This is a genomic window from Vibrio sp. J502 (genome assembly GCF_025397955.1).
Classification (GTDB): Bacteria; Pseudomonadota; Gammaproteobacteria; order Enterobacterales; family Vibrionaceae; genus Vibrio; species Vibrio anguillarum.
On the sequence record NZ_CP104555.1, the window covers coordinates 44404 to 70626 of the forward strand.

Sequence of the window (26223 nt, forward strand, 5' to 3'; positions counted from 1 at the left end):
TTTAGTAAAGGGTTTTCGAGAGTTTGAATGACTTAAATAACCGCTCGGTGAATGGGTTAATATCTGCCTCTGAATTGAGTCGATAAATCATCTCACCACCGTCAACTGCAAACTTAAAGTCAACCGACGTGGAACTAGCACCCACCACATCACCTTGTTCAAGTAAGCGGAAAAATGCCCACGGGCCTTGGATATTAATACTTCGTGGCGACATATTATTTTTAGTCGGCACTAACGTTACTTTAGAGATCGCAGAATCACGCAGCGTATTTGGCCAAATCAACTCGACACTGTCTCTTGGGCCGTGACTATAAGCGAGATATTGGCCATCAACATTCAGCACACTGCGGCGTTTGTTGTTGCTCAAGCGTAGTGGTTCAACCGAGAAACTAACGTCTAAGACCCCTTTGCGGTTAAAGAAAGCTTGCTGAATTTTCTTCGCCTGCTTGAGCTGTTCTAGAACGTCTTTGCGAATAATAGACTGCGCGTTATCGTCATCATTGACCGCAATATTTTCTTCCACAAACATTCTTAGCTGGTTGTTGTAGAAGTTGTCTAATGTGCCGTTGGGCGCAAAAAATGCTTCAAAGTCAGAAAGAGAACTGTCTTTGTTGGATGACTCATTAAATGGATAGCGCCCAGCTAATTTCTCTTCAAAGGTTTTGTAAACATCGTCATGCCAACGAACTTCAAGGTGCTTAATCGCTTCTTGTTTGACAACATACCAACTCTCATCCGCCAGTTTAGACACCATAGTATCGAGCGGTTTAGGCAAACCTGATGCAATACGTTTCACCGTGTAAATTGGATCAGCGTTCACTAATTTTACGCGTGCTTTAGTGGCATCAAGCGCAGCCATACCAACATCTGGCGCTTCTTGAATAGATTTGAGGTAATTTTGTAACTCTTCCACCGCCACTAATACTTCATTGATGTACGCTGGCTTATCACCGACTGGCTTGAGCATAGCGTTTAGTTCAGCAAAGGGTGCATCAATCTGCGAAGCAACTTTGTATTTTGGATTTTTTAACAGCTCTTTTTGCGCGGCTTCATCTTTAGGCACACTGGCATACATTTGAGTATTGCTTTCTAAAGTGCGAAGCAAACGCTGCATCGGTTCAATGTTGCCGGTAAAGTTTTCTAATACTGACACCGCGTCATTGATGTCGCTAAAATACTTAACGCTGATTTCATTAAGAGCCGCACGCCAGGTATTGGTGTAGTCCGCCACATACAAGCTGCGGATTTTGTTACGAAGGTCATGCTTATCCGCTTCGCTAAATTGAGCCGATTTGGATTGCCCTAGTACCCAACTGTCGATCAAGGCCAGCTCAGAAACGGATTCTGATTGCGGCATGAAGTAATCTTCAAACCCTTTTTTGGTAAGCATTTGCGGAATATACAGCGAGCTGCTGTTGACCACTCGCTCTTCAAAAACCACATCAAAGACGGGGCCAATCAAGTTGCGTAAATTGATCGAGGGGCCAAGAACCGTTTGTGCATTCAACTTCAAATTACGGTAAACACGTTGATCGTTAGGCATAGAACCAAGATCAGACTGCACTTTCGCCACCACCTGATCATAAGGCTTCATCACCGACTCTGCATTGCGATCACCGCGCGCGCGATCACCCGCTAAATCCGTGTGTAACATGGCGTAGTCTAAATGCCCCAGTAGTTCTTCTTGGATCACGCGTTGCCCAGCGAACTCTTGCTGCCAGTATTTGGAGAAATAATCGAGTACATAATCCTTATAGCGGCCACTTTTATCTACCATCATGCGATAAACACGCAGCACGGCCAGCTTCTCTTCATCTGTTTTGGCTTGGTTAAGCTGCACAACGACATCAGCCATGAGCAGAGGTAAAAAACGGTTTTCCAATAAATTCAAATAGGTCGCTTCAACCATTGGACCAATCGTGTGGCCTTGGTACAAACCAAAATCGGAAATATACTGTGGTTTATCACGGAAGAAGCCAAACTCTAACGTCGCTTCACGAATTTTATTGAGCGGCACGAGAACATCTTGCTGAGAGGCTAAATAAAGATTAGAGGGGAACTCGTTTTTGTACTCGTTTACTTTCGCTAACACCGCATCAGAGTGCTTCACGTTACTAAGGTAATAACGATGCCAAGTGCCGACTAATAACACAGTTGCAATAGAACAAGCCACTACTGACAAACCAATCAAGCGCCGTTTTTGCTTCGCAACACGAAAATTATCCGAGGCAAGTCCAGCTTCAGGATAGATGATGTTATTAAACAGTTTTTGTGTGAAATAAACCGTTGAGTTTTTGGCTTGCTGCGCTTTGTTGATCGCATGATCTAGCCCGTAACGACGTGAAGCGGCATCATCAAATGCGTTTGTGGGTACGCCCTGTTGATACACAGAAGTGAAATACGCACCACGCACCAAAGCCGACGTAGAGAACTGATCACTGGCCAATGCATCGTTGAAAAATTGTAATAAGATCTCTTTTAAACCGGAGATTTGACGCGTGAAGCTATAAATAGCATTGCGCTCTTCCAAATCCATCGGCACAGAAACCGCGTGCGGCAGTACATCATTAATGCGCTCAACAAACTGACTGTAGTCTTTTGAAAACTCGTTGAGCCAGTTATCCAAGTCATCAATAGAGTCGAGCGAAAAGGTAAAGCCCAGCACATCTTCACGCTGACTGCGCGAGTAATGTTTAAAGAAAGGTTCAAAACCGTGTAATAAATCCAATTTCGTCAATGCAATATAGACAGGTAGACGCGTGGATAACGTCTCCATCAGTTCACGTAAGCGAGCACGTAATAAATTGGCGTAAGCTTTACGCTCGGTTGCAGTTGCGGTTGCTAAGTGAGAAACGTCTAACGCTAAAACAATACCGTTGAGTGGACGACGGCTACGCGTTCTCTCCAACCAATTAACAAAATGAAGCCACAAACGGCGCTCCATCGCACCATCGTTATCATTGCTATGGTTACCTTGTGTCAGTAGCTCTCCATCTGGATCAATCAATACCGATTCATCGCCAATCCACCAATCAAACGAATACGGGTTTTCACTTTTTTGACCCGAGGCTCGCATTACCGAAGAAAAAACAAAGTTTTGCCCAGAGCGGTTGATGAGGCTGGTTTTACCGGCATTTTCCAAACCGAGCACTAAATACCATGGCAACGCATAAAGATAATTACGTTTATTGAGGTTCTCTTTCATGCTGACCATCACTTGGTTCAGCTCAACCTCTTGGCGCTCTTCATAGGCTTTAATTGGATCTTGGCGAAGCTGATCTTCACGCTTTTGCTCGGCTTTAAAACCTTGCAATTTTCGCCACTGCCAAACACCCCAAACGGCCAATGCACCTAAAGTGAACAAGCTACTTGCCACTGCGCGAGCGGTTATCGATTCAAGTGGCTTATTACCCGCGATCTCTAGCCAAGGGCCTGCCCACCAAATCGCAACATTCAATAGAATGAATGTGCTAAATAGCAAAATAGGCATCGCCGCGGCAATGCCCGGTGTTAACTTTCTTGCGATCCCAACAATAAATTTCCACATGGGTTTGTGTCCTTCGTTTACTCTGACGTTGTGTATTGTTCTAATTGCTCAACTAATGAGGGTTCCCAATCGGTAACGCTCATGGTGCTAACCTGAGCATGTAACGTTTGGTACTGTTCTTTCGCCATCGCATCTAAATTATTGCTATTTAACAAATCAGCCGATAATAACCGCCAATAGAATTTATCCCTTGGCTCACTGGCGCTGACCAGACCATCGTTGAGCATAGAGAGCGCCACCGCAATGCCTCCCTCTTTCGCTAAGCTAAACGCCTCTTTGCGTTTGTCTTGCCAATCACCTGCTACTTGGCCTTGGGCGCTACTTTGCTGCTGGCTGAGTAGCCACTCTTTTACGCTCGCATTGACAAAAGGCTCGCCTCCTTTGAATTTCAACTCGAGCAGCGCAGGTAGACGTGCCACAAACTGCTGGCTTTCACTCAAAATGGCTTCACTCCACGCCTTTTGGCCTAAGCTTTGCGCGATTTGATAGCTCATCATCTGCCCTTCAAACCAGTAAGGTGCCATGGTCAAACTCTGCTCTACCTTGCGCCATAAGGCTAAATCTGGGCTACGCATTTGGTCGTGATACTCTTTGATTCGTTCTTGCGCCATCGCCCGTAACAGTGTTTCACCGCTTACGTCGTGCTCAGGTAATGAGGTAATACTTGACCACACGGCAAAACGCCTGACTCGTATTGCCAAGGCAATGCCGAACTCTTGTTCAGACAAAAACTCAGCTACCTTTAGTAAGGTCTGCTTAGTGGCTTTGTCACTTGAACTGTCGACTGAGATGGCGCTCTGGGTGGTGGTTTTACGTTCAACCGCCGGAGTCTCTTGCACATGTTGAGTCGCTTGCTCACGTTCTGTTGCACGGCGCAGTTGGACTTGAACTTTAGCCACTAGACTTTCAACGCTTTCAGACATCAGTCCGGCTTGAGTAGTCGCTTGCTGTAGCGCGTCGATCGCGGTGTTTAACTCATCACGATCTGGCCCATCAAATTGTGCGAAATCTAACTTGTCGATGACTAAGGCTAACCGCTGCACAATCTGGCTGAAGAATTTGCGACGTGGCAAACTGCCTCTTTTGCCTGGCGCAGGGAAGCAATCTTCCCAGTAAAGGGACATGAAATCGCTCAGCAGCTGCAGCGACGTGGTGAAACGTAGCGGTGTGACTTGGTTATGCAAACACTGCAACAAGTAGATCAATAATTTGAGATCTTTACTTTTTTCGCTGAGCAGTTTGAGCGTACTGTGTTCGACTTCATCCCATTGCACACTAGCGTGGGAGAGTGACCCCACTTTCATCATTTGATCTTCAACAAAATCAAACAGTGGATCATCAATCAGGCGCTCCCCCACAGGGTTATCGGCTTGAATAGGCTGAGTAATACAGCGGCGATAATCGGTTAACTCCATTGGAACTCCTTACCAACCACAGCGTGTTTTTAGTGCCGTTAATGATTGCGAAAGCTCGCTCGCATCAAACTGCAATCCATCAACAAAAGGAGAGTTTGAACGCAGCACAAGGCGATTTTCTCGCGCCATCGCTTTCATCATCTCAATCGCTGGCATGCCTCTGCCTGAGGAAAAGAGCAAACCTAAATCGTCACTACGCCAAGATTGTGCCTGCATATTAGCAATCGAAACTTGGATATGAGGATCATCAATCGCGCTAGGAAACGCCAATTCCACTCGACTCAAATTGTCGATACAGCTCATCAGCAGCACAGGTTTAGCGTTATCGTCAAACTTTGTATTTTGATTTAACGCAACCAAAGTAATCCACGCATTCCCTTTATCATCGTCGCCCTCAACGGTTAAGTGACTTGCTTCCCCGTCTTGATACTGGCTGATGCTATCAAAGGCACGTTGCCAAGATAGCGGCGCATTGGGCGTTGCCGCTTGAGGCATCACCACGTCAGAAGGCGTTTTAAACAGGTGGTCAAAACAGCTCAATCGCTCTAACCGAGATGTGATCGTAGTGCATTGCTCTGCTTGTGCTACAGCGTCATTTTCCGCATTTGCCATGGGAAAATACAGCGTCATAGAGAGGCAAACTGTGAGCCTAAACAACCGTTTATTCATGGTGTTTTAATCTCCAATTTTTGGCATTTATAGGCCAAGGTCCGCTTGGGAATACCGAGGCTTTGGGCCGCTTTGGCCCTGTCACCAGCAAAATATTGGAGGCGCTCACGGATAATACGAGACTCAAATTCATTCACCGCTTGTTTTAAATCATCCACCACTCGGCTGACACCTGACTCAGCTTTAGCGACCTTATGCCCATGTCGTTCAGTCTCTGGCTGCTGTTCGGCTTTAGTGTATGCTAAACGTTGTGTAAAGCAGGACTCCTCCACCTGTGTGCCATCCAATGTTTGCGCACAACCAAATTCAATAAGGTGCTTGAGTTCACGCACATTACCGGGAAAGTCATAACGTTTTAGGCAATCGATCGCTTTATAGTGCACACCCCGAATGTTGGTTGCATGCTGCTGATTAAAGCTGCGCACAAAATGTTGGCTAAGCCGTTCAATGTCATCCATCCTTGCCGCAAGGCGTGGCAAAGTGATCGGGTACTGAAATAAGCGGTAATAAAGATCCTGACGAAACGATTTATTACGCACTTGTTCGAGGAGATTGACATGCGTTGCTGAAACCAAACGAAAATCAGAAGATTGTTCGTTTTTACCGCCAATCGGCCGAAAAGATCGAGATTCCAACACCCGCAGTAATTTGGCTTGCAGGCTCAAGGGCATATCACCGATTTCATCCAAAAACAGGGTTCCGCCATCGGCTTGCGCAATCAACCCTTGTTTATCGCTATCCGCGCCGGAAAACGCCCCTTTGCAGTAGCCGAACAGTTCACTTTCCAATAAGTTTTCAGGGATAGCCGCGCAGTTAATAGCAACAAATGGCGCTTGTTTACGGGGCGAGAGTTGGTGCACCGCTTGCGCGACCAACTCTTTACCTGTCCCTGTTTCACCTTGCACCATCACTGAAAGCTGTGATGGCGCGGCGTTGATGATCTGCTCTCTTAATTTTTTCATCGCCAAACTGTTACCGATTAAGGTTTCAGAGAGGCTCGCAATTAATGAGCGACGAGCGTTGTCTCGCTGGACGTCAGACAAGGATTCCGATAAGTTTTGTCGATTTTGTTCTTCCCGTTGCATCTCATTAAGCAACGACCACTGATGGCAAAACACATCCACATACTTGATAAAATCTGGCCGCTCAAATAGGCCTTCCAAGGTATGGGTTTCACCAATCAACAGCAAAATAGACTGAACTTGTGTATCCCCATTCGGTAACGGGTGTACAACCACGCTATCTAACATGCCGACCCGGCTAGTGAGTTGACTAAACAGGCGATTAGATTGCCAAAAAACCAATTCATCAGCGGTTAAGTGCATCGATTTGGCCGATTGCAATACATGGGCAAACGGACAATCAAAATCGGTGACCGACCAGCTTAAATTCAGCGGGTTATCCTGTGGCACTAAGGTACGGCCGTCTGAACTGGGAACCAGTAACAAGCAAGTATCGAGCCTTAGCTCTCGGCGCAGCGTTTCTACAAACAATGCGGCCAATTGGCTAGGCTTTCTCGCGACAACAAGCTCGGTTGCGTAAGCTAACCAGTGACTCATGATCACTCAACCTCTCCAATAAACTCACCCTCTTCCGCCGCTAAATAGATGCGTTGCACTGGTTGTTTATCAGCCAGTTTATTTAACAAAGCTAATGAAATCGGTGGTAGTAATTGACCTTCGATGATCGCTTCCAGCATACGAGCCCCATTTTCAGAGCGCGTTGCACGGCTTAAGATCTCTTCGATCAAGCTATCTTCAATCACCACGTCAGCGGCATAACGCTGTTTAAAGAGCTGCTCAAGGCGGGTTAACTTGCCACGTACAATCTGCTCTAGCACTTCTTTGCTGAGCGGTAGATACGGAATAATCTCCATACGAGCCAGTAAGGCGGGTTTGAAGAAAGCCGCAAGTTCTGGGTAAAGCTGCTCATCAAGCAACTGAGGCTGCTGCGCGTAATCGACTATGGTTTGGTAACCTAAATTCGAGGTGAGGAAGAAGACGATGTTTTGGCAGTCGATCAATCGACCTTCACCATCGGCCAGCTCACCTTTATCAAAGGCTTGGTAGAAAATATTGAGCACTTCTGGGTGCGCTTTTTCAACTTCGTCTAACAGCACCACAGAGTACGGCATTTTACGAATCGCTTCGGTAAGAATGCCACCCTCACCATAACCAACATAACCCGGAGGCGAACCAATCAGGCGTGAAACGGTATGCTTTTCTTGATATTCCGACATGTTGATAGTGGTTAAAAATTGTTTACCACCATAAAGTTGTTGCGCCAGTTGGACTACCGTTTCGGTTTTACCAACGCCACTTGGACCCACGAGTAGGAAGGAACCTTTTGGACGCCCCGGACGGCGCAAATCCGCGCGCGCCGTTAATAAGTTACGGTGAACACGCTCAATCGCAGTATCTTGCCCTTTGATTGCCTCACCTAAAATAGCCGTTAGGTGGGTGATTTTATGCAGCTCATCGCTGTTCATTTGGTCAACGGGCACGCCCGTCCAGTCCGCAATCACTTCCGCTATTTGCTGAGCATCGACTTGTGGATGCATGAGGCGATCATTATGAGGGATCTCTTCTAAAGCTCGATATTGCTCCTGCAATTGAACAAGTAACTCATCACGCTCAACTTGGGTCAGCTCACCATGATCCTCAGCGCCATCTAAGAGCTGATCGCGTAGGGTAATAATGCGCTCAATGATCGCTTTTTGCTCTTGCCAGCTTTGAGTCAAGGTCGCTTTTTCAGCTTCATCGGCCACTTCTTGGCTACATAGCTCATCCAAGCGATGCGAATCAACCACTTGACCTAAATATTGAGCACGCTCAAGCATATCAATTTCAAGTTGACGTTGATGGCAAGCGGTCTCTAGTTGCGCTAAGCGCTTCGGCGGTGTGGTGATATTAATTGCAATACGCGCGCAAGCAGTATCCAACACATCAATCGCTTTATCCGGCAGTTGTCTACCTGAAATGTAACGCGCTGAAAGCTCGGCGGCGGCTTTCAATGCATCATCAGTAATCAATACGTTATGGGCTTTTTCGTAAACACGATTCAAGCCGCGCAGAATATCTACTGCTTGGCTGATGCTCGGCTCTTCTAATTTCACCAATTGGAAACGACGAGTCAGCGCAGGATCTTTTTCAAAATACTTTTTGTACTCTTTCCATGTGGTGGCTGCGACAGTACTGAGCTCGCCTCGCGCAAGAGCTGGCTTGAGCAAGTTGGCCGCATCACTACCACCCTCTTGGTTGCCAGAACCAATTAAAGTGTGCGCTTCATCGATAAACAAAATGATCGGTTTAGGCGAGGTTTTGATCGCGTCAATCACGCCTTTAAGACGTTTTTCAAATTCACCTTTGACTGAAGCACCCGCTTGCAACAAGCCTAGATCGAGTGAGCACAACTCTACATTTTGCAACTGTGTCGGCACATTGCCCGCAACGACGCGCAATGCAAGCCCTTCAATCATGGCGCTTTTACCGACACCAGCGTCTCCCACAACGATGGGGTTGTTTTTACGACGACGACACAAGATGTCGATCATCAAATTGAGTTCGTTTTCACGACACAATACTGGGTCCAGTTCGCCGTTACGCGCTTGCGCCGTGACATTGGTGCAGTATTTATGCAGTGGCGAAGATGACGCTGCATCCAGCGCGGCAGGAACTTGAGAACCCGCTTTGCTTTTTTCAACCGCCGACTCGGAAGAGTCTTGCAACAGCGTATCAAACCCTTTGTTTAGGCTCTCTTTGTTGATGTGTTCAAAAAGACGGATTAGTTTAAGTGGTAGGTAACGATCAGCGCGCATCAACGCGGCTAAAAACACCACACCTGAACGAAGCTGATTCTGATTCAGCTCAGTGGTAGAAAGCAACCAAGCTTCCTGCAATAGCTCAACCAACAGTGGCGAGAATGCTGGATAGGTATCTAACACTTGTTCACGAGCGTAACTTGCACTGATGGCTTGTTTTACGGTTTCCACATCTAAGTTAGCGTGCTTAGCTATCACACGCACATCCGAAAGTGGGTTCTCTAGCAACACATGTAAGAAGTGCTCATAGGTCACTTCTGGGTGCTGACGTTCAATACATAATGAAGCGGCTTGCTCTAGGGCTAGCTTACTCTGTTCATTGAGTTTTGAAATTAATGTGGGTAATTCAATACGGATCACTACAATCACCTAGCCTTTTATAATTAGAGTATTTGGTTCAATTGGTTTAATACGTCTGCCGATTGGCTGTGCAGTAAATAGGAATAGCCTAAAAACACACCGACCCAAATAATGACAAAACCAAGCAGCACTGACCAAACCGGTAACTGCCTGCTTAACTTATATTTTGATTTCACCACATGGTCGGTGGCGGAGGTCAGTTCTTTCGGCTCGTTTTCATCCAACGAACTGACGGTGTCATGTAAACGACTGATCACCTTTTCACGCTCGTTGTGGCCGCTTTCCATCACACGGTATTTACCTTCAAAACCTAACACTAGGCATTGATAGATAAACTCTAGCAACGCGCGATAACGTTTAGGTTCACCTTCCAAGCGACTTAAGATGGTAAACACTTTTTCGCCGCCCCAAGTCTCACTGTGGAAACGAGACAGCATAGAATGTTCAGCCCACACACTAGATGCACCCCACTCGGTTCCCATGACGGCTTCATCCAAAAACGCGCACAGAATGTAGCGATAAGCCATCAAAATCGCATGCTCAAACCCTTGCTCGGCAAGCTCGATTTCAATCGCTTTAATCTCTTCCACCGTCTGTTTGTAGATCTGCTCAATGTTTTCGCACTCTGACAAGCTGCGTACCCGCAGCGACAAACCAAACAGAGGGGTAGCAGCATCAATCAAAACATTAGGGTTATCACCACGCAGTTGAAACCAGTAATCTTGGTCGTGGTTGATCTGCTCGACGCTGTCAAAAAGCAGACCGCTGTATTGGGTGTTTTTTTTATCAATGGCCATCATCAGCTCCTAATCGCCCAGAATTGCAGGTCAAGATCTTCAAACGCACCCGCGACATGGAAAGCAAAACCACTTGAGCGACCTAACATCGACCATGCTGAGCTGGTTTTATCCAATTGGTAATAGGTATAACCGGCGTGGTAAGGCAACTGCCTTGGTGCCACTGGTAACGGTGTAATTGGAATGCCCGGTAATTGCAGTGAAATGAGCTCGCGGATTTTCTCCACTGACGATACTTTGGTCTGCTGAGTAAAGAGACGACGCAGTTCATCTAATGGCATGCGTGCTTTCACCGCGATGATGAATTCTGCGCTTTCAACCAGTTGAGGGTCGTGGATTGGGGCAACCATCAGGCCGTACTTACGTTTATCCAACTGAATCGAGACCGCTCTAGGCTCAAGTACGATACTTAGGCTCTGTCTTAAGTTGCGGATCAGCGGCCCAAAAGAGTGGGTCGGCATTTCATGGTTGTAGCTCGGGATGCTCGGTGGTAAACGACTTTCATCGGTAAATGTAGCCAATTCTCCACATACGCATGACAGGCACTCAAATAAACGTTCCGGGTGCAAACTGCGTAGCTCTGCCAAGTGTTGCATCTGGGGTTGTAAGCGATTCAGGGCTTGCAACAGCATAAAATCAGACACATCCGCTACCCCGCCTTGAGAGGGAGAGCTGATACGTTGAGCAATGTTTTTGGCACGTTCGCGCATTAACCCGGATATTTCGTTAATAAAACGGTGCAAAGCCGCATTGCTCGCAACATTAAGATGGCACGGAATAAAATCCGGATCGAGCACGACACTGCCATCAGGACGTTTTTCTAAAATACGAGCGATCGCAATTGAGGCATAAGAGCTTCTGTCTTCTTTTTCAAGCATCAACTGCACACGAACAGGTGAGACATCTAGTGTCGTGGTGTCACCGCGCACGGTATGCACATCACGCACTTCTAGACGATTGCTTAAATAACGCCCGGTTCCACGCTCTTCAGGCCAGTTAATCTCCATTAACGATTCACTGCGAAGTGGCACCGCTAAATAGACCAACTGGTTTGCAAGCGAAGCATCGGCAATCTCAAGCGCATCGGGCAGCACATCTTCCTGAGGAATACGGAAAACGGTTCCATCAGGCATAATGCCGACCGCACGTTCGATCGCGATACGACCAAAAGAGAGATATTCAGGGTTAAGTGATAACTCTGATACTCCGTAAAGGTAGCCACTGACTGATGAGATGCGTTCATCAATATGATATTCAAAATAGCGTTGCTGCTGCTGGAAATGCTGCGGTTTAATGAATAGACCTTCATTCCAAATGACACGATTACGCGCAAACATCTTGTTATTCCACCCTTTCCAGTTTTACATCGTAGTCTTTGAAATACATCAAAAGATGGTATTCCCTACCTTTGTTAAGCACTTTGACGGCCTTTTTCCATTCACTCAGCTCAGGTTCAACAAAATGCGCCATGACCCCAATGTAGTTCGTGCCTTCATCAATCTCGAACGCGTTCACAAACTTAAACTGGCCTGGTGTCATTACATAATCGTAATTGGCGATAAAATTGCTGCGTAACGCTTTTTTGTAGTCTGCCTTTACTTGGTCATAATCGGCAGACATAAACATCGAATCATCTTTGAGCTCAAACACTTGAACCTCTATCGGCGACGCTTCACCCCAAATATTAGGGTTATACCCGTGATCATTGAAGATGCTTGATTTTCAATAGAATCAGGATCATGCTACAAACCATGAAAATCACACTGACTCCTCAACAGAAACTGCAACTCGAACAGATGCACGACATTGAGCGTGATAGTCGAGTTTGCGACCGTATTAAGGCTGTTTTGCTGGCTTCTGAAGGCTGGAGTCAGACTATGATTTCACAAGCTCTTCGTATTCATGAATCGACCGTTGCACGTCACCTCAGTGACTACGTACTTTCTGAAAAACTTAAGCCTGAGAATGGAGGAAGCCAAAGCAAGCTTTCTGCTATTCAAACCATGCACCTAATCGAGCATTTGACTGAGAAAACCTATTCTCATACTCATCAAATTGTCGCCTATGTTAAAGAGACGTTTGGGCTTGATTATACTGTTTCTGGTATGAACAAATGGCTTCACCATAATGGTTTTAGCTACAAGCAACCGAAAGGCATACCACACAAGTTTGATGAAGCAAAACAGCAAGCATTCATAGAGGCGTATGAAGCGCTAAAGGCAAGCTGTGGCGAGGATGAATCGATAGTCTTTATCGATGCAGTTCACCCAACACTATCAACAAAGATATCGCATGGCTGGATACGTACTGGTCAGGATAAAGTGATTGAAACAACGGGTAATCGTAGCCGATTGAACATTATTGGCGCACTGAACCTGTCGGATATTGGTGCAACCATTGTTCACGACTATGAGAGCATTAACAGTGAATCGATTGTTCGTTTTTTCTGTAAGTTAAGAGAGAGTTATTCGTTAGCCCATAAGCTTCATATCATATTAGATGGTGCGGGATATCACCGCAGTGACTTAGTCAAAGATGCGGCGTTTGTCCTGAATATTAAACTGCATTATCTTCCACCTTACAGTCCAAACCTCAACCCAATAGAGCGGCTATGGAAAGTAATGAATGAGAAGTCGAGGAACAACGTTTACTTCAAAAGAAAACGGGACTTCAAGGCGGCAATAGACCAATTTTTTTCTGTGACTCTTCCAGAGATCGCAGGCTCTTTGACATCTCGAATTAATGATCATTTTCAGGTTCTCAAGCCTGCATCTTCAAGTTGATTCGGTATAGTACCTTCATCACTAACGAGACTGAACGTTACCTTGGTCGGCTGTGTGGCTGGCTCATACTTTTCTGATGAGCTACAGGCGGTTAATACCGTCAGTAGCATCAGCAGGACAAAAGACCGCTTGTTCACCGTTATAGCTCCAGCTGTTTTTCACGAATTTTCTTGTCGTAAGACTGCTCGAAAATTTCCCAAAACAGTTTCTCAAATCCTTTTTGGCGATTAGAAGTGAGCTCTTGGTAGTAGTGGCAATACATCTCCCACGCCCAAGCATCTGAAGAGTGATTCTGTGCATCACTATTGCGCTTGTAATGTTGGAAACGGCGCAGTAGCACTTGAGGAGAAAAGGCATTAAGAATCTGATTTAGGGCTTCGCTAGTGGCGTGCTGCATTGCTTCGTTATGGTCGCGCACATTTTTTAGGCTTTCGGCAATCGCCGCTGGGGCAGACAAGTGCACCACACTTTTATCAGCATCATACAGAGTACGAATGGTTTCTTCGTATGATAGCCCCAAGCGAAGTGGGTTATCTTCAATCGGTTGCAAGTTACGATTCATCATACCAAAACGCCCTTCACTCACTTGCTGGTGAAGCTCAAGCAAACCTTGCACACACGCTTGCAACGATTGCCCAAGCTCTTCTGAAAGCATGTGCATTTTCGCCATATCGTGGCTATTGCCAACGTCAACACCTAGCCCGGTGAGCATAGGGCCGGTCAATAAGTGTGATGCATTGTTTGACGAGCTGTTGTGTTGCTCTGAGTGAGGGTGGTAGCTTCTCGCCACTTCTTCCTCAAGTAGATCTAATACTTTATCGTCCATCGCTAAGCCCTCAGGTACGTTGTAAATGCTGTTATTAATGTTCAAATGAGTCGGTGGTTGCGCAGTCTCATGGTGCTCAACAGCCGGAATAGGTGGTAAATCGGTGGAGGTTTTGCCAAAACCGAGAATTTTCTTTAATCGAATCGATGACGTCATCTCATACTCGCTGTCAGCTTGAGGCGTAAACTGCAGTTGCGACTGCTGGCTATCGTATTCTGGCACTAATGAATGTTGTGCTTGTGCGAGTGGTTTTTCCGTCTCTTCAAGCAACGACTCTTCTTGTTTAATGCCTTGCAATAAATCATCTAAAGCGGCGATAGGGTCCATTGAACTCGGCTCTGGTTCATCCTCGTCGCGGCTGATATCATCCAATGGACCATCTTTGAGTAGATCGAGCCCCTCTTTAGCAAACAGCTGATCCAAAGAGCCATTAATCAGAGAATCGTCTTCACCCACTTGACCAAAAATGACACGAATTTGGTAAGGGCCAATGGACACTTCATCTTTATGCTCCAACTTAGCCGAAGCACCTTGTCCTAACGGCTTATGGGAACCATTAACATAGGTATTACCAACCAGATCTTGAATGCAAAACGCACCATCAATCACACGGATGGCGCAGTGATGATTTTGAATTTTCCCTTTACCGTCACGAAGCTGCCAATGCGCATCACTTGCAGAGCCAATCACACCGCCTTGCACATTAAACATCGCTTGTGCGGATAATCCTGATTCCAGTAGTTGCACATTCGTCACTACCATTGAAAGCGTTCGCTTCTTCTGCATATCGCTATTGCCTTACTTGTATAAGCACGCTTTTGTCCGCCAAATCGCGCCCTAAAAATGATGACCAACCCAAAGCGACACCACTGTCATGGCATAAACTCATCACCGGAGCCTCGCTCTCGTGCATGGTCAGCTCAAGGTCGTAAGCCATCTGCTCTCGTAAAATAAACTCCACCAACTTACACAGCGGTTGATATTCTTTGCCTGATGGCAAAGAATCGGCAAATCGTTCTCGAGTTAAGTTTTTGATACAGATAACAAACTTACCGTTACAGTCCATCACTGACTCACCCAACATGCTGTTGATCCCAAGCTCACCATTCTGCTTACCTAAGCAAAACTGCTGATAAGGCTCTATCCGGACTTTGCGTCGAACCCACTGGCGAATACTGACTTCTTGTAGATCAAAGCAGTGCGCGATGATGCCAGACACCACTTGCGGTGAACGACTTCGGCCAGCCAAAGTGCCCGCATAAGCCAACATCTTGCACCAATTTATCGGTGTTTCGCCGCGCAAGTCCGCATCACCCAAACCGACTAAAGCAAACAGCTGTGATGAAAATTGATCCTGCGCACCCGCTTGAAAACGGACGTAATAGCGATACTTTCGCCATACGCGATATACAAGGTTAATCAACCGGTTATTGAAAAAATCTAAAAAGGGCCGCTTGAAACCACCGGGATCTTCTTCGACCAATTGCTGCAAAATAAAACCGGGCAACGGTGACTGCGCCCCAGTTAATCCAAAAAAATTGGTTTGTAAGATCAGGCGCTCATCCGCGAACTCACGTAAATCCGTTACGTCCGCTGGTGCAAAACCTAAACTGGGGTTGGCACTGAATACCAACTGGCATGTCCGCTCCCAATCTTCTGATTCAGGATTAAACGCATTAAGTTTTTGCAGCAGTTCCACCAACTGGTAGAAGTTGTACGTTCGTACATCGCTTGGTAAACCCAGTAGAGGCTCCGGCACAGCCGCCGCAGCCATCTCTAGATCAATGGCTGCATTCCTGTCTGTGTTCCCCATGTGTACTTCTCTTGATTGGACGCGTTAATAACGATCAGCTCATGAAACGAATTGATGCTGGCATAGAGGGCAAAAAAGTGGCTAAGCACGGTGCCAAAGAGGTAAAGCTCCCCTTCTGAACCAAAACAGTTTTGATCAATATGAATCGTCGATTGCAGCCCTCGCACTGGCAAACCGCGCAATATTTTATCCACGGGTTGCGACTCAATTTTTTGGATCCCTTCAAGACGCAAACGCGCAACACGCTCCGCTTGGCGATCCACCAAGGCTCTGAAATCGTAAGCTCGCAACACACTGCTTAAGGCATCTTTGGACAGCAGCGATAAATAATTCAGCGATAAGTTAGAAATCAATACCCACAATAGACTGCCATCCAGTACTGGGCGCAGAGATTGTGAAGGCACGGTAATATTGCTGAAAGTGGCAAAGGGGGGCGAGCTGTCTGTCGGCTCACAAATGTCACCGACACCGAGTTCGAGCGGTAATAAGCGATTGGTGCAGGTGAGTTTGAGCGAGATGGCTTCATCGATATGCATGGATTGCGTTTCATCTCCGCGAATGAAAGAGATGAAATTATCAAATCCATCGCCACGGATACTGTCTCTCACTCGTGTACGGTAGTAGAGCGCTTCACGATTTCGAACCCGCTCCACTTCATGCTGAAAACTTTCAAATGCTGAATAGACACGTTTTTCACCCCGAATTCGTTGACTGGCTTGAGTTTTGTCTTGCCAACCGAACACGCCGTCAACACTGAACACTTCATAGTGAGAAGGGTAACGACTAGAGGGAATAATACGATACTCTGAACGCTTGCCCGTTAAATCGATCGGATCGGCATCATGTTCAAACAAATTAATGACAGGGGTGCAGTACAACTGGAAATTATCCTGACGCACTCGAACGTCCGCTGGCAAGGTTTTCGAAAAACTGATTTTCAGTTTGAACGCACCATGCACTGATTTCGGCACTACGCTAGCCAGACGGGTAATGTCAACAAAGTGAAATGCTTCAGGAAACGACAAGTATTCCTGCAAAACGCGATAACCTTCATACACATTGGAAGGATAGGGCAAAAGCGACTGCTCGCTATCAAATCCAACCGTTTGGAAGCTATTGCGCGGCAGCGTAAATTCTACCCCCGCGACTTCAACAGAAATCTTATCGAGGTAGTGGTTGAGCCATAAATAGAGCATTTGTGAGCTGTATTTATCACCACCTAAGTAAAAGCGCAGATCATCAAGATGCGCATCACCAACGCTTATCTCACCCAACATATTAAGCGACACTTCGATGATGGTCGCTTCTCTAGTGTGTTGCGCAGTGACGTCAGTACATTTAAGTGGGTAAATCTGCACGTCACGACAGGTTCTAAAGTGACATTTGGTGCCGAAAACAGGCTTGCTATCGAGCTGAGTGCCACGAGCGATTTGCTGCTTATCACTGACACTTTTATCCGGTGTGAACGAGACAATACTCATGCTTGGCACAGGACGTAAGTAGTTTGGCCACAGCATATTGATGATGGAGTGCGTTAGCTCAGGAAATTCATCTTCAACTTTTTCGCGCAAGCGAGCGGTGAGAAAGGCGAAGCCTTCCAATAAACGTTCGACATCAGGATCCGTCGTTTTACCGTGTAAAAAGCGAGAGAGTTGAGGATGAATTTCAGTGAAATGCTTTCCTTGTTCTTTAAGGAAAGCAAGCTCTTCTCTGAAGTACTTATCTTGAGCCATAATTTTCTAATACACTCGGTACTTTCGGTTTTGATCCAGTAGCAGGTTGAACTGCACTTTCTCATGTAACGCATCACTGTTTATTTCGGCCACAATATGGAAGCGCAGCATCAAAGGGCTAAACACGTCCGACTCGGATCGAATCACAATATTTCGTAAACGGGGCTCATACACATCTAAGCAGCTTTGTATCGCAAGCTTAATCCGCAGCGATAAGTCTAAGGTTTCTAACGTTGCATCGTTAAAATCCACTAAACCTAACGTTGGAGCACTTTGTGCCTCACCCATGCGAGTATTCAAAATATTGGAAACATTGCGTTTGATTGATTGGAGCACATCCCATGCATTTGGCCCTTGGGTCAAAGACATAGGCTTGGTGCCAGCTTCTAAACGTTCAAAGAAGCCGACACCAAATGCACTCTCTTCAGGTGCAATATAAGTCATGGTTATGCTTGATCTAATCGACCAACCAATGACAATTCAAAGTTCGCGCCCATGTACTTAAAGTGAGGACGAACAGAGAGAGAGACCTGATACCAACCTGGTTCACCTTCAACATCCATGACTTCGATTTTTGCAGCACGAAGAGGACGACGGCTACGTACGTCTGCTGGTGGATTTTCTTGGTCAGCCACGTACTGTTTGATCCAACCATTAAGCTCGCGTTCAAGATCTTGACGCTCTTTCCAAGCACCAATTTGCTCACGCTGTAGCACTTTGACGTAGTGTGCAAGGCGATTGATGATCATCATATATGGCAGTTGCGTACCCAACTTGTAGTTGGTTTCCGCTTCTTTGCCTTCTTTGGTATTCGGGAATATTTTTGGCTTTTGGATCGAGTTTGCTGAGAAGAATGCGGCGTTATCACTGCCTTTACGCATGGTTAAAGCAATGAAACCTTCTTCTGCTAATTCAAACTCTTTACGGTCAGTCACCAACACTTCAGTTGGGATCTTACTTTGCAGTGCACCCATCGATTCAAACACGTGCACTGGCAGATCTTCAACCGCACCGCCACTTTGTGGGCCAATGATGTTTGGACACCAACGGTACTTGGCAAAGCTATCGGTTAAACGAGTAGCGAAAGCAAACGCGGTATTACCCCATAGATAGTGTTCGTGTGAAGCGCTGACACTTTCCACATAATTAAATGATTTAATTGGGTTTTCTGTTGGATCATAAGGTACACGCAACAAGAAACGAGGCGCAGTCAAGCCAAGGTAACGCGCATCTTCTGATTCACGTAGAGAACGCCATTTAGTGTATTTAGGGCTTTCAAATGTTGACTTAAGATCCTTGATATTTGGTAGCTCTTCAAAAGAATCGATACCAAAAAACTCAGGGCCTACACTAGAAATGAATGGAGCATGAGCCATCGCACCAAGTGCACCCATGTATTGCAGTAGCTTCATGTCAGGGGTTGATGGCGTGAAAGCAAAGTTACCGATGATAGCGCCAGTCGGCTCACCACCAAATTGGCCATAACCAGAAGAATAAACGTGCTTATAAAGACCAGATTGCGTCGTTTCTGGTGCAAATTCAAAGTCTTCAAGCAACTCGCCTTTCGTTACATGCAACAAATCAACCTTGTTGTTTTCACGAAAATCGGTACGGTCAATAAACAGTTTCAAACCACGCCATGACGATTCCATCTGCTGGAAACGCTCTTCGTGCAAAATCTCATCCATTTGAGCACTGATTTTCTTATCAAGCTCAACCAGCATTTGATCAACGAGTGATTTGTTAACCGGCTCTTCCGTTTGATTCGAACCGATGAGATTCTCAATAAACGCAGCAACCCCTTTCTTCGCAACATCATACCCTTCTTCAGTCGGTGCAATGCGCGTTTGTGCCATGATTTCATCAAGTAAACTGCCTTGGGTGGCACTTTGTCTCTCTAAGACGGCTTCAGTAGTAGACATCAATTTCGTTCCTAAATTTGATTAAATAAAAAGTTGGGTTGATCAAGCCTTATGCTTGAGGCTCTTCTTCTTTGCCGCTCACTAGGCTTAGCTCAGATAGAAGTTTTTCACGCGATTCTTCCGAATTTAGTAGCTCTTGTAGACGCTCTCTAAACGCGGGAATATTGCCCAAAGGACCTTTTAAGGCCACAAGAGCTTGGCGTAGCTCAACCAATTTATTTAATTCTGGAACTTGTGCTGCCACTGAATCCGGTTCGAAGTCAGCAAGAGATTTGAAACTAAGCTCAACAGGAAGCTCAGCATTTTCATCGCCACTCAGTTTATTGCGCACTGTAGTGGTCAGTTTCAAATCGCTTTCACGCATAACCGCTTCAAAGTTGTTCTTGTCCACTGAAACGGTTTGTCTCTCTTCAAGTGGGGTCTCTTCGGTATGGCCTTTAAAATCACCCACCACCAGAGTTTTTAGCGGTAACTCAACTTCAGCCTGTGCATCTCCCGTTGCTGGAATATACCGAATCAACTTGAAGATGCAGGCTTGAGAACCTGAAAATGATCATTAATTCGAGATGTCAAAGAGCCTGCGATCTCTGGAAGAGTCACAGAAAAAAATTGGTCTATTGCCGCCTTGAAGTCCCGTTTTCTTTTGAAGTAAACGTTGTTCCTCGACTTCTCATTCATTACTTTCCATAGCCGCTCTATTGGGTTGAGGTTTGGACTGTAAGGTGGAAGATAATGCAGTTTAATATTCAGGACAAACGCCGCATCTTTGACTAAGTCACTGCGGTGATATCCCGCACCATCTAATATGATATGAAGCTTATGGGCTAACGAATAACTCTCTCTTAACTTACAGAAAAAACGAACAATCGATTCACTGTTAATGCTCTCATAGTCGTGAACAATGGTTGCACCAATATCCGACAGGTTCAGTGCGCCAATAATGTTCAATCGGCTACGATTACCCGTTGTTTCAATCACTTTATCCTGACCAGTACGTATCCAGCCATGCGATATCTTTGTTGATAGTGTTGGGTGAACTGCATCGATAAAGACTATCGATTCATCCTCGCCACAGCTTGCCTTTAGCGCTTCATACGCCTCTATGAATGCTTGCTGTTTTGCTTCATCAAACTTGTGTGGTATGCCTTTCGGTTGCTTGTAGCTAAAACCATTATGGTGAAGCCATTTGTTCATACCAGAAACAGTATAATCAAGCCCAAACGTCTCTTTAACATAGGCGACAATTTGATGAGTATGAGAATAGGTTTTCTCAGTCAAATGCTCGATTAGGTGCATGGTTTGAATAGCAGAAAGCTTGCTTTGGCTTCCTCCATTCTCAGGCTTAAGTTTTTCAGAAAGTACGTAGTCACTGAGGTGACGTGCAACGGTCGATTCATGAATACGAAGAGCTTGTGAAATCATAGTCTGACTCCAGCCTTCAGAAGCCAGCAAAACAGCCTTAATACGGTCGCAAACTCGACTATCACGCTCAATGTCGTGCATCTGTTCGAGTTGCAGTTTCTGTTGAGGAGTCAGTGTGATTTTCATGGTTTGTAGCATGATCCTGATTCTATTGAAAATCAAGCATCTTCAATGATCACGGGTATATACTTAATATTAATCCGCTCTTTAGGAGCTACACTTCCTTCTTTAGACATATTACGTCTCCAATACCTATGCCAATCATTGTCAAAATTACGGACAAGAGCGTAGCTAAACTTAGTTACCACTTACTCAGGCCGAGGGTTACATAACGTTGTAAAAATTAAAGTTAAATCTATTGGACTTAAGTTCTAATAGAACTCAAGTCTCTTAATATTTATTATCTGGTAGATTTTAATGAGCATTTAAACAATAAATCCCATTAATTAGCATTAGCTATTAAACTCTTCCCTAAATTACCCCATTAGATTTATCGATATTTTCGTGGGGATTTAAAATTCTCGGCACATTCTATTCATATAGGAGCATTTTAAATATAAAAAATCACAAAAACATGATCTTCACCCAAAAAATATGCCGTTTCTAATACTGTATAATTTACCTAATTAATATCCCAAAAGACATCATGATAATAAAAATTCAGATTATTCTTATAGTTAACAAATATGTCATTAGCTTGTGCTTTTTCTTCCTCACTCATCTTACCAGCAAGGCTTTCTTCCTCTAATTCCAATATTGAGTAAAGCGACTGCATACGTTCAGTACCAGCAGCAGAGAGATATAAATCTAAATAGGCTTGCGCTTTGATCCGATCGGGAGTCACAAAATGATAGGATGCGCTATCGCCGAGCAGAATCTTAACTACCGTTGCCAAAGAGGTAATATCACCTTGCTCTAACGCCATCAGTCGCCATTGATAGGCATCTTCAAAACGGCCTTTGCTCTCTAAAATACCGATGTAGCGTCTCATCGCAGGGATATAGTTTGTCTTCGCAGCCGCGAGATAGAGCTCTCTCACCTTGGTCTCCCTTTCTCCAGGCATTAAAAACAGGCCTCCACCCGCTTGAACTTGCTTTGCTTTATCCATCAATGCTCGTGGATGATTAAAACTGACCGCTTTATCGAGATAGTAGCTATACATCTCGTTATCCATACCTTTGTAAAACTGGGCAAGCTCGTAAGTGGCTTGTGCAGGATCATCTCGTCCTAAACGAATCAAACTATCGTAATACTGGCTTTTCCAATACTGCACATCGCGATCTCTTAACCACTTAGCATCAGTATAAAGATGTTTCATGGCGCGACGATTGCCTAATTCTGCGGCTTTAAGCAGATATTCACGCGCTTCAGGAGGCGTTCTAATGGTCGTTTTGTAGTTCGAAAGCTCCATCGCGTAGAGAAAGGCGGCATCCGAATTGTCGTTGTCTGCCGCGTACTGGAGGTATGGTCGCGATTCCATATTTTTGTATTGCGCTCGAAGCAGTCGTCCGGTAGCAAACGCTTTTTCTGGAGACATATTTCCTACTTCATACACTTCTACTGCAGACGTTTCTTGCTCAGCATGTAACACCATCGAAGGAAATAAGGAGAGCGCTAAAATGGCATATGTTTTATTAATCCACATTGACGTGGCTTCCAAACTTGACGCTTGCGGAACACACAATGATAGACGTTGGCAGAAATCCATCATGAACCGTTTCCATATTACCCACTACAATACTCTGACTCATTATATTTCCTTAACTGACTAACCATTTATCCATAAACACGTAAGCAAAAATCATTCCCTTCAATTACGCTTACTTCAGAATAAAGCCCCACAGCCCGAGCGGGCAAAAAATTGCCCAACCGAGCAACAAATTGCCCGAGCGGGCATAATATTGCCTATATGATAATCAATACTCAGCCTTTACCCATCAAAATTAAAAACAATACGCTCATTAAATTAAATAGAATCAGGAACCAATCACTACAAATAGAATTAATGACAAAAAACTAACATAAAGATGACATTGTTTTGCATAGAAATAAAATGAATTAATCCTCCAATCATTCTATATGTTTTAAATAAACGCATATACCCGTGATCATTGAAGATGCTTGATTTTCAATAGAATCAGGATCATGCTACAAACCATGAAAATCACACTGACTCCTCAACAGAAACTGCAACTCGAACAGATGCACGACATTGAGCGTGATAGTCGAGTTTGCGACCGTATTAAGGCTGTTTTGCTGGCTTCTGAAGGCTGGAGTCAGACTATGATTTCACAAGCTCTTCGTATTCATGAATCGACCGTTGCACGTCACCTCAGTGACTACGTACTTTCTGAAAAACTTAAGCCTGAGAATGGAGGAAGCCAAAGCAAGCTTTCTGCTATTCAAACCATGCACCTAATCGAGCATTTGACTGAGAAAACCTATTCTCATACTCATCAAATTGTCGCCTATGTTAAAGAGACGTTTGGGCTTGATTATACTGTTTCTGGTATGAACAAATGGCTTCACCATAATGGTTTTAGCTACAAGCAACCGAAAGGCATACCACACAAGTTTGATGAAGCAAAACAGCAAGCATTCATAGAGGCGTATGAAGCGCTAAAGGCAAGCTGTGGCGAGGATGAATCGATAGTCTTTATCGATGCAGTTCACCCAACACTATCAACAAAGATATCGCATGGCTGGATACGTACTGGTCAGGATAAAGTGATTGAAACAACGGGTAATCGTAGCCGATTGAACATTATTGGCGCACTGAACCTGTCGGATATTGGTGCAACCATTGTTCACGACTATGAGAGCATTAACAGTGAATCGATTGTTCGTTTTTTCTGTAAGTTAAGAGAGAGTTATTCGTTAGCCCATAAGCTTCATATCATATTAGATGGTGCGGGATATCACCGCAGTGACTTAGTCAAAGATGCGGCGTTTGTCCTGAATATTAAACTGCATTATCTTCCACCTTACAGTCCAAACCTCAACCCAATAGAGCGGCTATGGAAAGTAATGAATGAGAAGTCGAGGAACAACGTTTACTTCAAAAGAAAACGGGACTTCAAGGCGGCAATAGACCAATTTTTTTCTGTGACTCTTCCAGAGATCGCAGGCTCTTTGACATCTCGAATTAATGATCATTTTCAGGTTCTCAAGCCTGCATCTTCAAGTTGATTCGGTATAGCATCAGGTTAAATCGACACTGTTAACTTATTTCTTTGGGATTCACTAAGCTATATTAATGATATTAATAAGCTAGTTACATTAATTAATCGTATCATCATCGCCGTTCAACCAGAAACTGGCATTTCTAGGTCAAATCAGTACAATTCTGCGTTCTCCACCACCATCCACTGCGAGCCAGAGAAAATGCCAACACCAGCGCCCTGTTTTACTGCCTTTAAAAAACCTATTGAAGGCTACTCTCTGCCTGAGCGCTTTACTTTCCCATTTTGTTACGAGCCGCATCCGCTAAGCGAATTAGCGGCAAGCCAGCTGCAACAACACCTGCTGAACCAGCAGAATTGGCAACATAATTTTGGGCTCGATAATCACGGCGTCCTAAACCAGCATCCGGAAGCTATCGGGAAAATGTTTGGCGTTTTAGTGGTGCGTAAACAAAGTGGAGAGCTAGGGTACCTGTCTGCATTCTCGGGGAAGTTAGCTGAGCAAAACCTGCTGCCGCATTTTGTGCCGCCTATATTTGACATGCTCACTAACGATGGTTTTTTCTTGGAAGGCAGCGTGCCAATCAATCAAATTAATCAGCAAGTTGAACAATTGGAGTGCGATCCACAGCGTGCGCTACTTCAGCGGCAATGGGCCACGGCCCAACAGCAGGCGCAAGATGAATTAGAAGCGCATCGCCAACTGATGATTCAAGGTCGTGAACAGCGTAAACAGCAACGCATCCTTGCCGAACAATCAAATGATGCCCAACAATTGCGTGAAACCTTAGATTGTCTCGCCAAACAAAGTGTGGCTGAAAAAACGTTCCTCAAGCAATTAAAACGAAAATGGGACGTCAACCTCAACGAACTACAAGCGCAAATAGACGCATTTCAAGAAAAGATTGATGCGTTAAAAGAGCAGCGTAAAAATCTCTCTAATGCGTTGCAGCAACGACTTTTTTCTCACTATCGATTTCTCAATCAATACGGCACTGAAAAATCTCTGGGGGAGATTTTCCGTCTTACGGCTAACCCTGTTCCACCAGCAGGATCTGGAGAATGCGCCGCACCAAAATTGCTGCACTACGCGTTTCAACATCAGATGACACCGATTTCACTCGCCGAATTCTGGTGGGGAGCGTCACCAAAATCTGAAATTCGTCAACACAAGAAATTCTATCCTGCTTGTCAAAACAAGTGCCAACCGATTTTGGCTCACATGCTTGATGGGCTGAAGCTCGATGATAACCCGCTATTGCATAACCCAGCGCAAGGCAAAGAGATCGACATCATCTATCAGGATGAAGCCATTATTGTCGTCAACAAACCTGCCGAGTTTCTATCCGTTCCCGGAGTCAACATTCAGGACTCGGTTTATACTCGTCTGCAACAAATGTTTAGCTCAGATGAAGGGCTTTTTGTGATCCACCGCCTCGATATGTCTACTTCAGGTTTATTGGTGTTTGCTCTCACCCGCCGAGCCAATAAAAGCCTGCAGAAGCAGTTTATTACTCGCGGCGTTGAAAAACGCTATCTTGCCTTACTCGCTGGTGAATTACAGCAATCGCATGGTGACATTCGCTTACCGCTGCGGGGCGATTTAGATGACAGGCCGCGTCAATTGGTCTGTTTTGAACATGGCAAACCCGCTGACACTCACTGGCAATTAATTGAATGCCGAGATGGATTCAGTAAAGTCTACCTCTACCCCAAAACAGGACGAACCCACCAATTGCGCGTGCATTGCGCTCATGTGGAAGGACTCAACCTGCCCATCGTTGGCGACGATCTTTATGGCACGAAAGGAGCGCGTTTACATCTACATGCTGAGTCGCTGAGCTTTGATCATCCTTATACCAAGCAAAGGATGGCATTCACGGTGGATGCCGAGTTTTGATCGACATTCCGCTTTAGTGACATTGAGGTGACAA

18 protein-coding genes and 2 pseudogenes are annotated in these 26223 nt (G+C 45.2%); 3 read left to right on the forward strand and 17 right to left on the reverse strand.

Annotated elements, in window-relative coordinates; genetic code table 11:
• Position 1: 1 nt before the first annotated feature.
• The 8 genes and pseudogenes from tssM to tssJ form a co-directional block, all read right to left on the reverse strand.
• Positions 2–3547: a type VI secretion system membrane subunit TssM gene (gene tssM / locus N5E84_RS16050; RefSeq protein WP_017045001.1), complete on the reverse strand. Its 3546-nt coding sequence runs from the start codon at positions 3545–3547 to the stop codon at positions 2–4.
• A 17-nt stretch (positions 3548–3564) separates the two neighbouring features.
• Positions 3565–4962 carry a type VI secretion system protein TssA gene (gene tssA / locus N5E84_RS16055; RefSeq protein WP_019281678.1) on the reverse strand — a complete coding sequence of 466 codons (1398 nt, stop codon included), beginning with the start codon at positions 4960–4962 and terminating at the stop codon, positions 3565–3567.
• 9 nt (positions 4963–4971) lie between these two features.
• Positions 4972–5631 (reverse strand): type VI secretion system-associated protein VasI, encoded by a 660-nt coding sequence (gene vasI, locus N5E84_RS16060; RefSeq protein WP_019281679.1) that lies wholly within the window; start codon positions 5629–5631, stop codon positions 4972–4974.
• Positions 5628–7190 carry a sigma-54 interaction domain-containing protein gene (locus N5E84_RS16065; protein ID WP_029388109.1) on the reverse strand — a complete coding sequence of 521 codons (1563 nt, stop codon included), beginning with the start codon at positions 7188–7190 and terminating at the stop codon, positions 5628–5630. Before N5E84_RS16065 ends, vasI begins: the two co-directional genes overlap by 4 nt.
• 2 nt (positions 7191–7192) lie before the next feature.
• A complete protein-coding gene (tssH, locus tag N5E84_RS16070) occupies positions 7193–9811 on the reverse strand; it encodes a type VI secretion system ATPase TssH (RefSeq protein WP_029388110.1) in 2619 nt (872 codons plus the stop codon).
• A gap of 23 nt (positions 9812–9834) precedes the next feature.
• The gene (icmH, locus tag N5E84_RS16075) at positions 9835–10608 is read right to left on the reverse strand and encodes a type IVB secretion system protein IcmH/DotU (protein ID WP_026028435.1); all 774 of its coding nucleotides are present in this window, start codon (positions 10606–10608) and stop codon (positions 9835–9837) included.
• Positions 10609–10610: 2 nt separating this feature from the next.
• A complete protein-coding gene (gene tssK, locus N5E84_RS16080; protein ID WP_017044997.1) occupies positions 10611–11945 on the reverse strand; it encodes a type VI secretion system baseplate subunit TssK in 1335 nt (444 codons plus the stop codon).
• 4 nt (positions 11946–11949) lie between these two features.
• A pseudogene (gene tssJ / locus N5E84_RS16085) lies at positions 11950–12312 on the reverse strand (type VI secretion system lipoprotein TssJ); the annotation flags it as partial.
• A 47-nt stretch (positions 12313–12359) separates the two neighbouring features.
• Between tssJ and N5E84_RS16090 the strand changes: the two are divergent.
• Positions 12360–13391, forward strand: coding sequence for an IS630-like element ISVa15 family transposase (locus N5E84_RS16090; RefSeq protein ID WP_026027704.1), 1032 nt, complete (start codon positions 12360–12362; stop codon positions 13389–13391).
• Here the strand turns inward: N5E84_RS16090 and N5E84_RS16095 are convergent.
• From N5E84_RS16095 to N5E84_RS16135, 9 genes and pseudogenes are all read right to left on the reverse strand, one after another.
• Positions 13391–13501 (reverse strand): annotated as a pseudogene (locus tag N5E84_RS16095) (type VI secretion system lipoprotein TssJ); the annotation flags it as partial. The gene N5E84_RS16090 and the pseudogene N5E84_RS16095 overlap by 1 nt on opposite strands.
• Before the next feature lie 29 nt (positions 13502–13530).
• Positions 13531–15003, reverse strand: a complete 1473-nt coding sequence (gene tagH / locus N5E84_RS16100) for a type VI secretion system-associated FHA domain protein TagH (protein ID WP_019282043.1) — start codon at positions 15001–15003, stop codon at positions 13531–13533.
• A gap of 4 nt (positions 15004–15007) precedes the next feature.
• Positions 15008–16030, reverse strand: coding sequence for a type VI secretion system baseplate subunit TssG (tssG, locus tag N5E84_RS16105; protein WP_029388193.1), 1023 nt, complete (start codon positions 16028–16030; stop codon positions 15008–15010).
• The gene (gene tssF, locus N5E84_RS16110) at positions 15994–17763 is read right to left on the reverse strand and encodes a type VI secretion system baseplate subunit TssF (protein WP_019282041.1); all 1770 of its coding nucleotides are present in this window, start codon (positions 17761–17763) and stop codon (positions 15994–15996) included. Before tssF ends, tssG begins: the two co-directional genes overlap by 37 nt.
• A gap of 6 nt (positions 17764–17769) precedes the next feature.
• Positions 17770–18207 carry a type VI secretion system baseplate subunit TssE gene (gene tssE, locus N5E84_RS16115; protein ID WP_013868295.1) on the reverse strand — a complete coding sequence of 146 codons (438 nt, stop codon included), beginning with the start codon at positions 18205–18207 and terminating at the stop codon, positions 17770–17772.
• 2 nt (positions 18208–18209) lie between these two features.
• Positions 18210–19685, reverse strand: a complete 1476-nt coding sequence (gene tssC, locus N5E84_RS16120; protein WP_026027753.1) for a type VI secretion system contractile sheath large subunit — start codon at positions 19683–19685, stop codon at positions 18210–18212.
• A gap of 49 nt (positions 19686–19734) precedes the next feature.
• Positions 19735–20205 (reverse strand): type VI secretion system contractile sheath small subunit, encoded by a 471-nt coding sequence (gene tssB, locus N5E84_RS16125; protein ID WP_069212229.1) that lies wholly within the window; start codon positions 20203–20205, stop codon positions 19735–19737.
• Positions 20202–21233 carry an IS630-like element ISVa15 family transposase gene (locus N5E84_RS16130; RefSeq protein WP_026027704.1) on the reverse strand — a complete coding sequence of 344 codons (1032 nt, stop codon included), beginning with the start codon at positions 21231–21233 and terminating at the stop codon, positions 20202–20204. The genes tssB and N5E84_RS16130 overlap by 4 nt, the downstream gene beginning before the upstream one ends.
• Before the next feature lie 496 nt (positions 21234–21729).
• Positions 21730–22818, reverse strand: a complete 1089-nt coding sequence (locus N5E84_RS16135; protein ID WP_019283171.1) for a sel1 repeat family protein — start codon at positions 22816–22818, stop codon at positions 21730–21732.
• Positions 22819–23264: 446 nt separating this feature from the next.
• Between N5E84_RS16135 and N5E84_RS16140 the strand changes: the two genes are divergently transcribed.
• Positions 23265–24296: an IS630-like element ISVa15 family transposase gene (locus tag N5E84_RS16140; RefSeq protein ID WP_026027704.1), complete on the forward strand. Its 1032-nt coding sequence runs from the start codon at positions 23265–23267 to the stop codon at positions 24294–24296.
• Between the two features lie 195 nt (positions 24297–24491).
• Positions 24492–26189, forward strand: a complete 1698-nt coding sequence (locus N5E84_RS16145) for an RluA family pseudouridine synthase (RefSeq protein ID WP_019283072.1) — start codon at positions 24492–24494, stop codon at positions 26187–26189.
• Positions 26190–26223 lie beyond the last annotated feature (34 nt).

Bases quoted from the DNA above. Each gene is read 5' to 3' on its own strand.
- tssE (WP_013868295.1), bottom strand. From the start codon at position 18,207: ATGACTTATATTGCACCTGAAGAGAGTGCATTTGGTGTCGGCTTCTTT.
- N5E84_RS16145 (WP_019283072.1), top strand. From the start codon at position 24,492: ATGCCAACACCAGCGCCCTGTTTTACTGCCTTTAAAAAACCTATTGAA.
- N5E84_RS16065 (WP_029388109.1), bottom strand. From the start codon at position 7,190: ATGAGTCACTGGTTAGCTTACGCAACCGAGCTTGTTGTCGCGAGAAAG.
- tssF (WP_019282041.1), bottom strand. From the start codon at position 17,763: ATGGCTCAAGATAAGTACTTCAGAGAAGAGCTTGCTTTCCTTAAAGAA.
- N5E84_RS16130 (WP_026027704.1), bottom strand. From the start codon at position 21,233: ATGAAAATCACACTGACTCCTCAACAGAAACTGCAACTCGAACAGATG.
- N5E84_RS16090 (WP_026027704.1), top strand. From the start codon at position 12,360: ATGAAAATCACACTGACTCCTCAACAGAAACTGCAACTCGAACAGATG.
- tssA (WP_019281678.1), bottom strand. From the start codon at position 4,962: ATGGAGTTAACCGATTATCGCCGCTGTATTACTCAGCCTATTCAAGCC.
- tssK (WP_017044997.1), bottom strand. From the start codon at position 11,945: ATGTTTGCGCGTAATCGTGTCATTTGGAATGAAGGTCTATTCATTAAA.
- tssG (WP_029388193.1), bottom strand. From the start codon at position 16,030: ATGGGGAACACAGACAGGAATGCAGCCATTGATCTAGAGATGGCTGCG.
- icmH (WP_026028435.1), bottom strand. From the start codon at position 10,608: ATGGCCATTGATAAAAAAAACACCCAATACAGCGGTCTGCTTTTTGAC.
- tssM (WP_017045001.1), bottom strand. From the start codon at position 3,547: ATGTGGAAATTTATTGTTGGGATCGCAAGAAAGTTAACACCGGGCATT.
- vasI (WP_019281679.1), bottom strand. From the start codon at position 5,631: ATGAATAAACGGTTGTTTAGGCTCACAGTTTGCCTCTCTATGACGCTG.
- tagH (WP_019282043.1), bottom strand. From the start codon at position 15,003: ATGCAGAAGAAGCGAACGCTTTCAATGGTAGTGACGAATGTGCAACTA.
- N5E84_RS16140 (WP_026027704.1), top strand. From the start codon at position 23,265: ATGAAAATCACACTGACTCCTCAACAGAAACTGCAACTCGAACAGATG.
- tssC (WP_026027753.1), bottom strand. From the start codon at position 19,685: ATGTCTACTACTGAAGCCGTCTTAGAGAGACAAAGTGCCACCCAAGGC.
- N5E84_RS16135 (WP_019283171.1), bottom strand. From the start codon at position 22,818: ATGATGGATTTCTGCCAACGTCTATCATTGTGTGTTCCGCAAGCGTCA.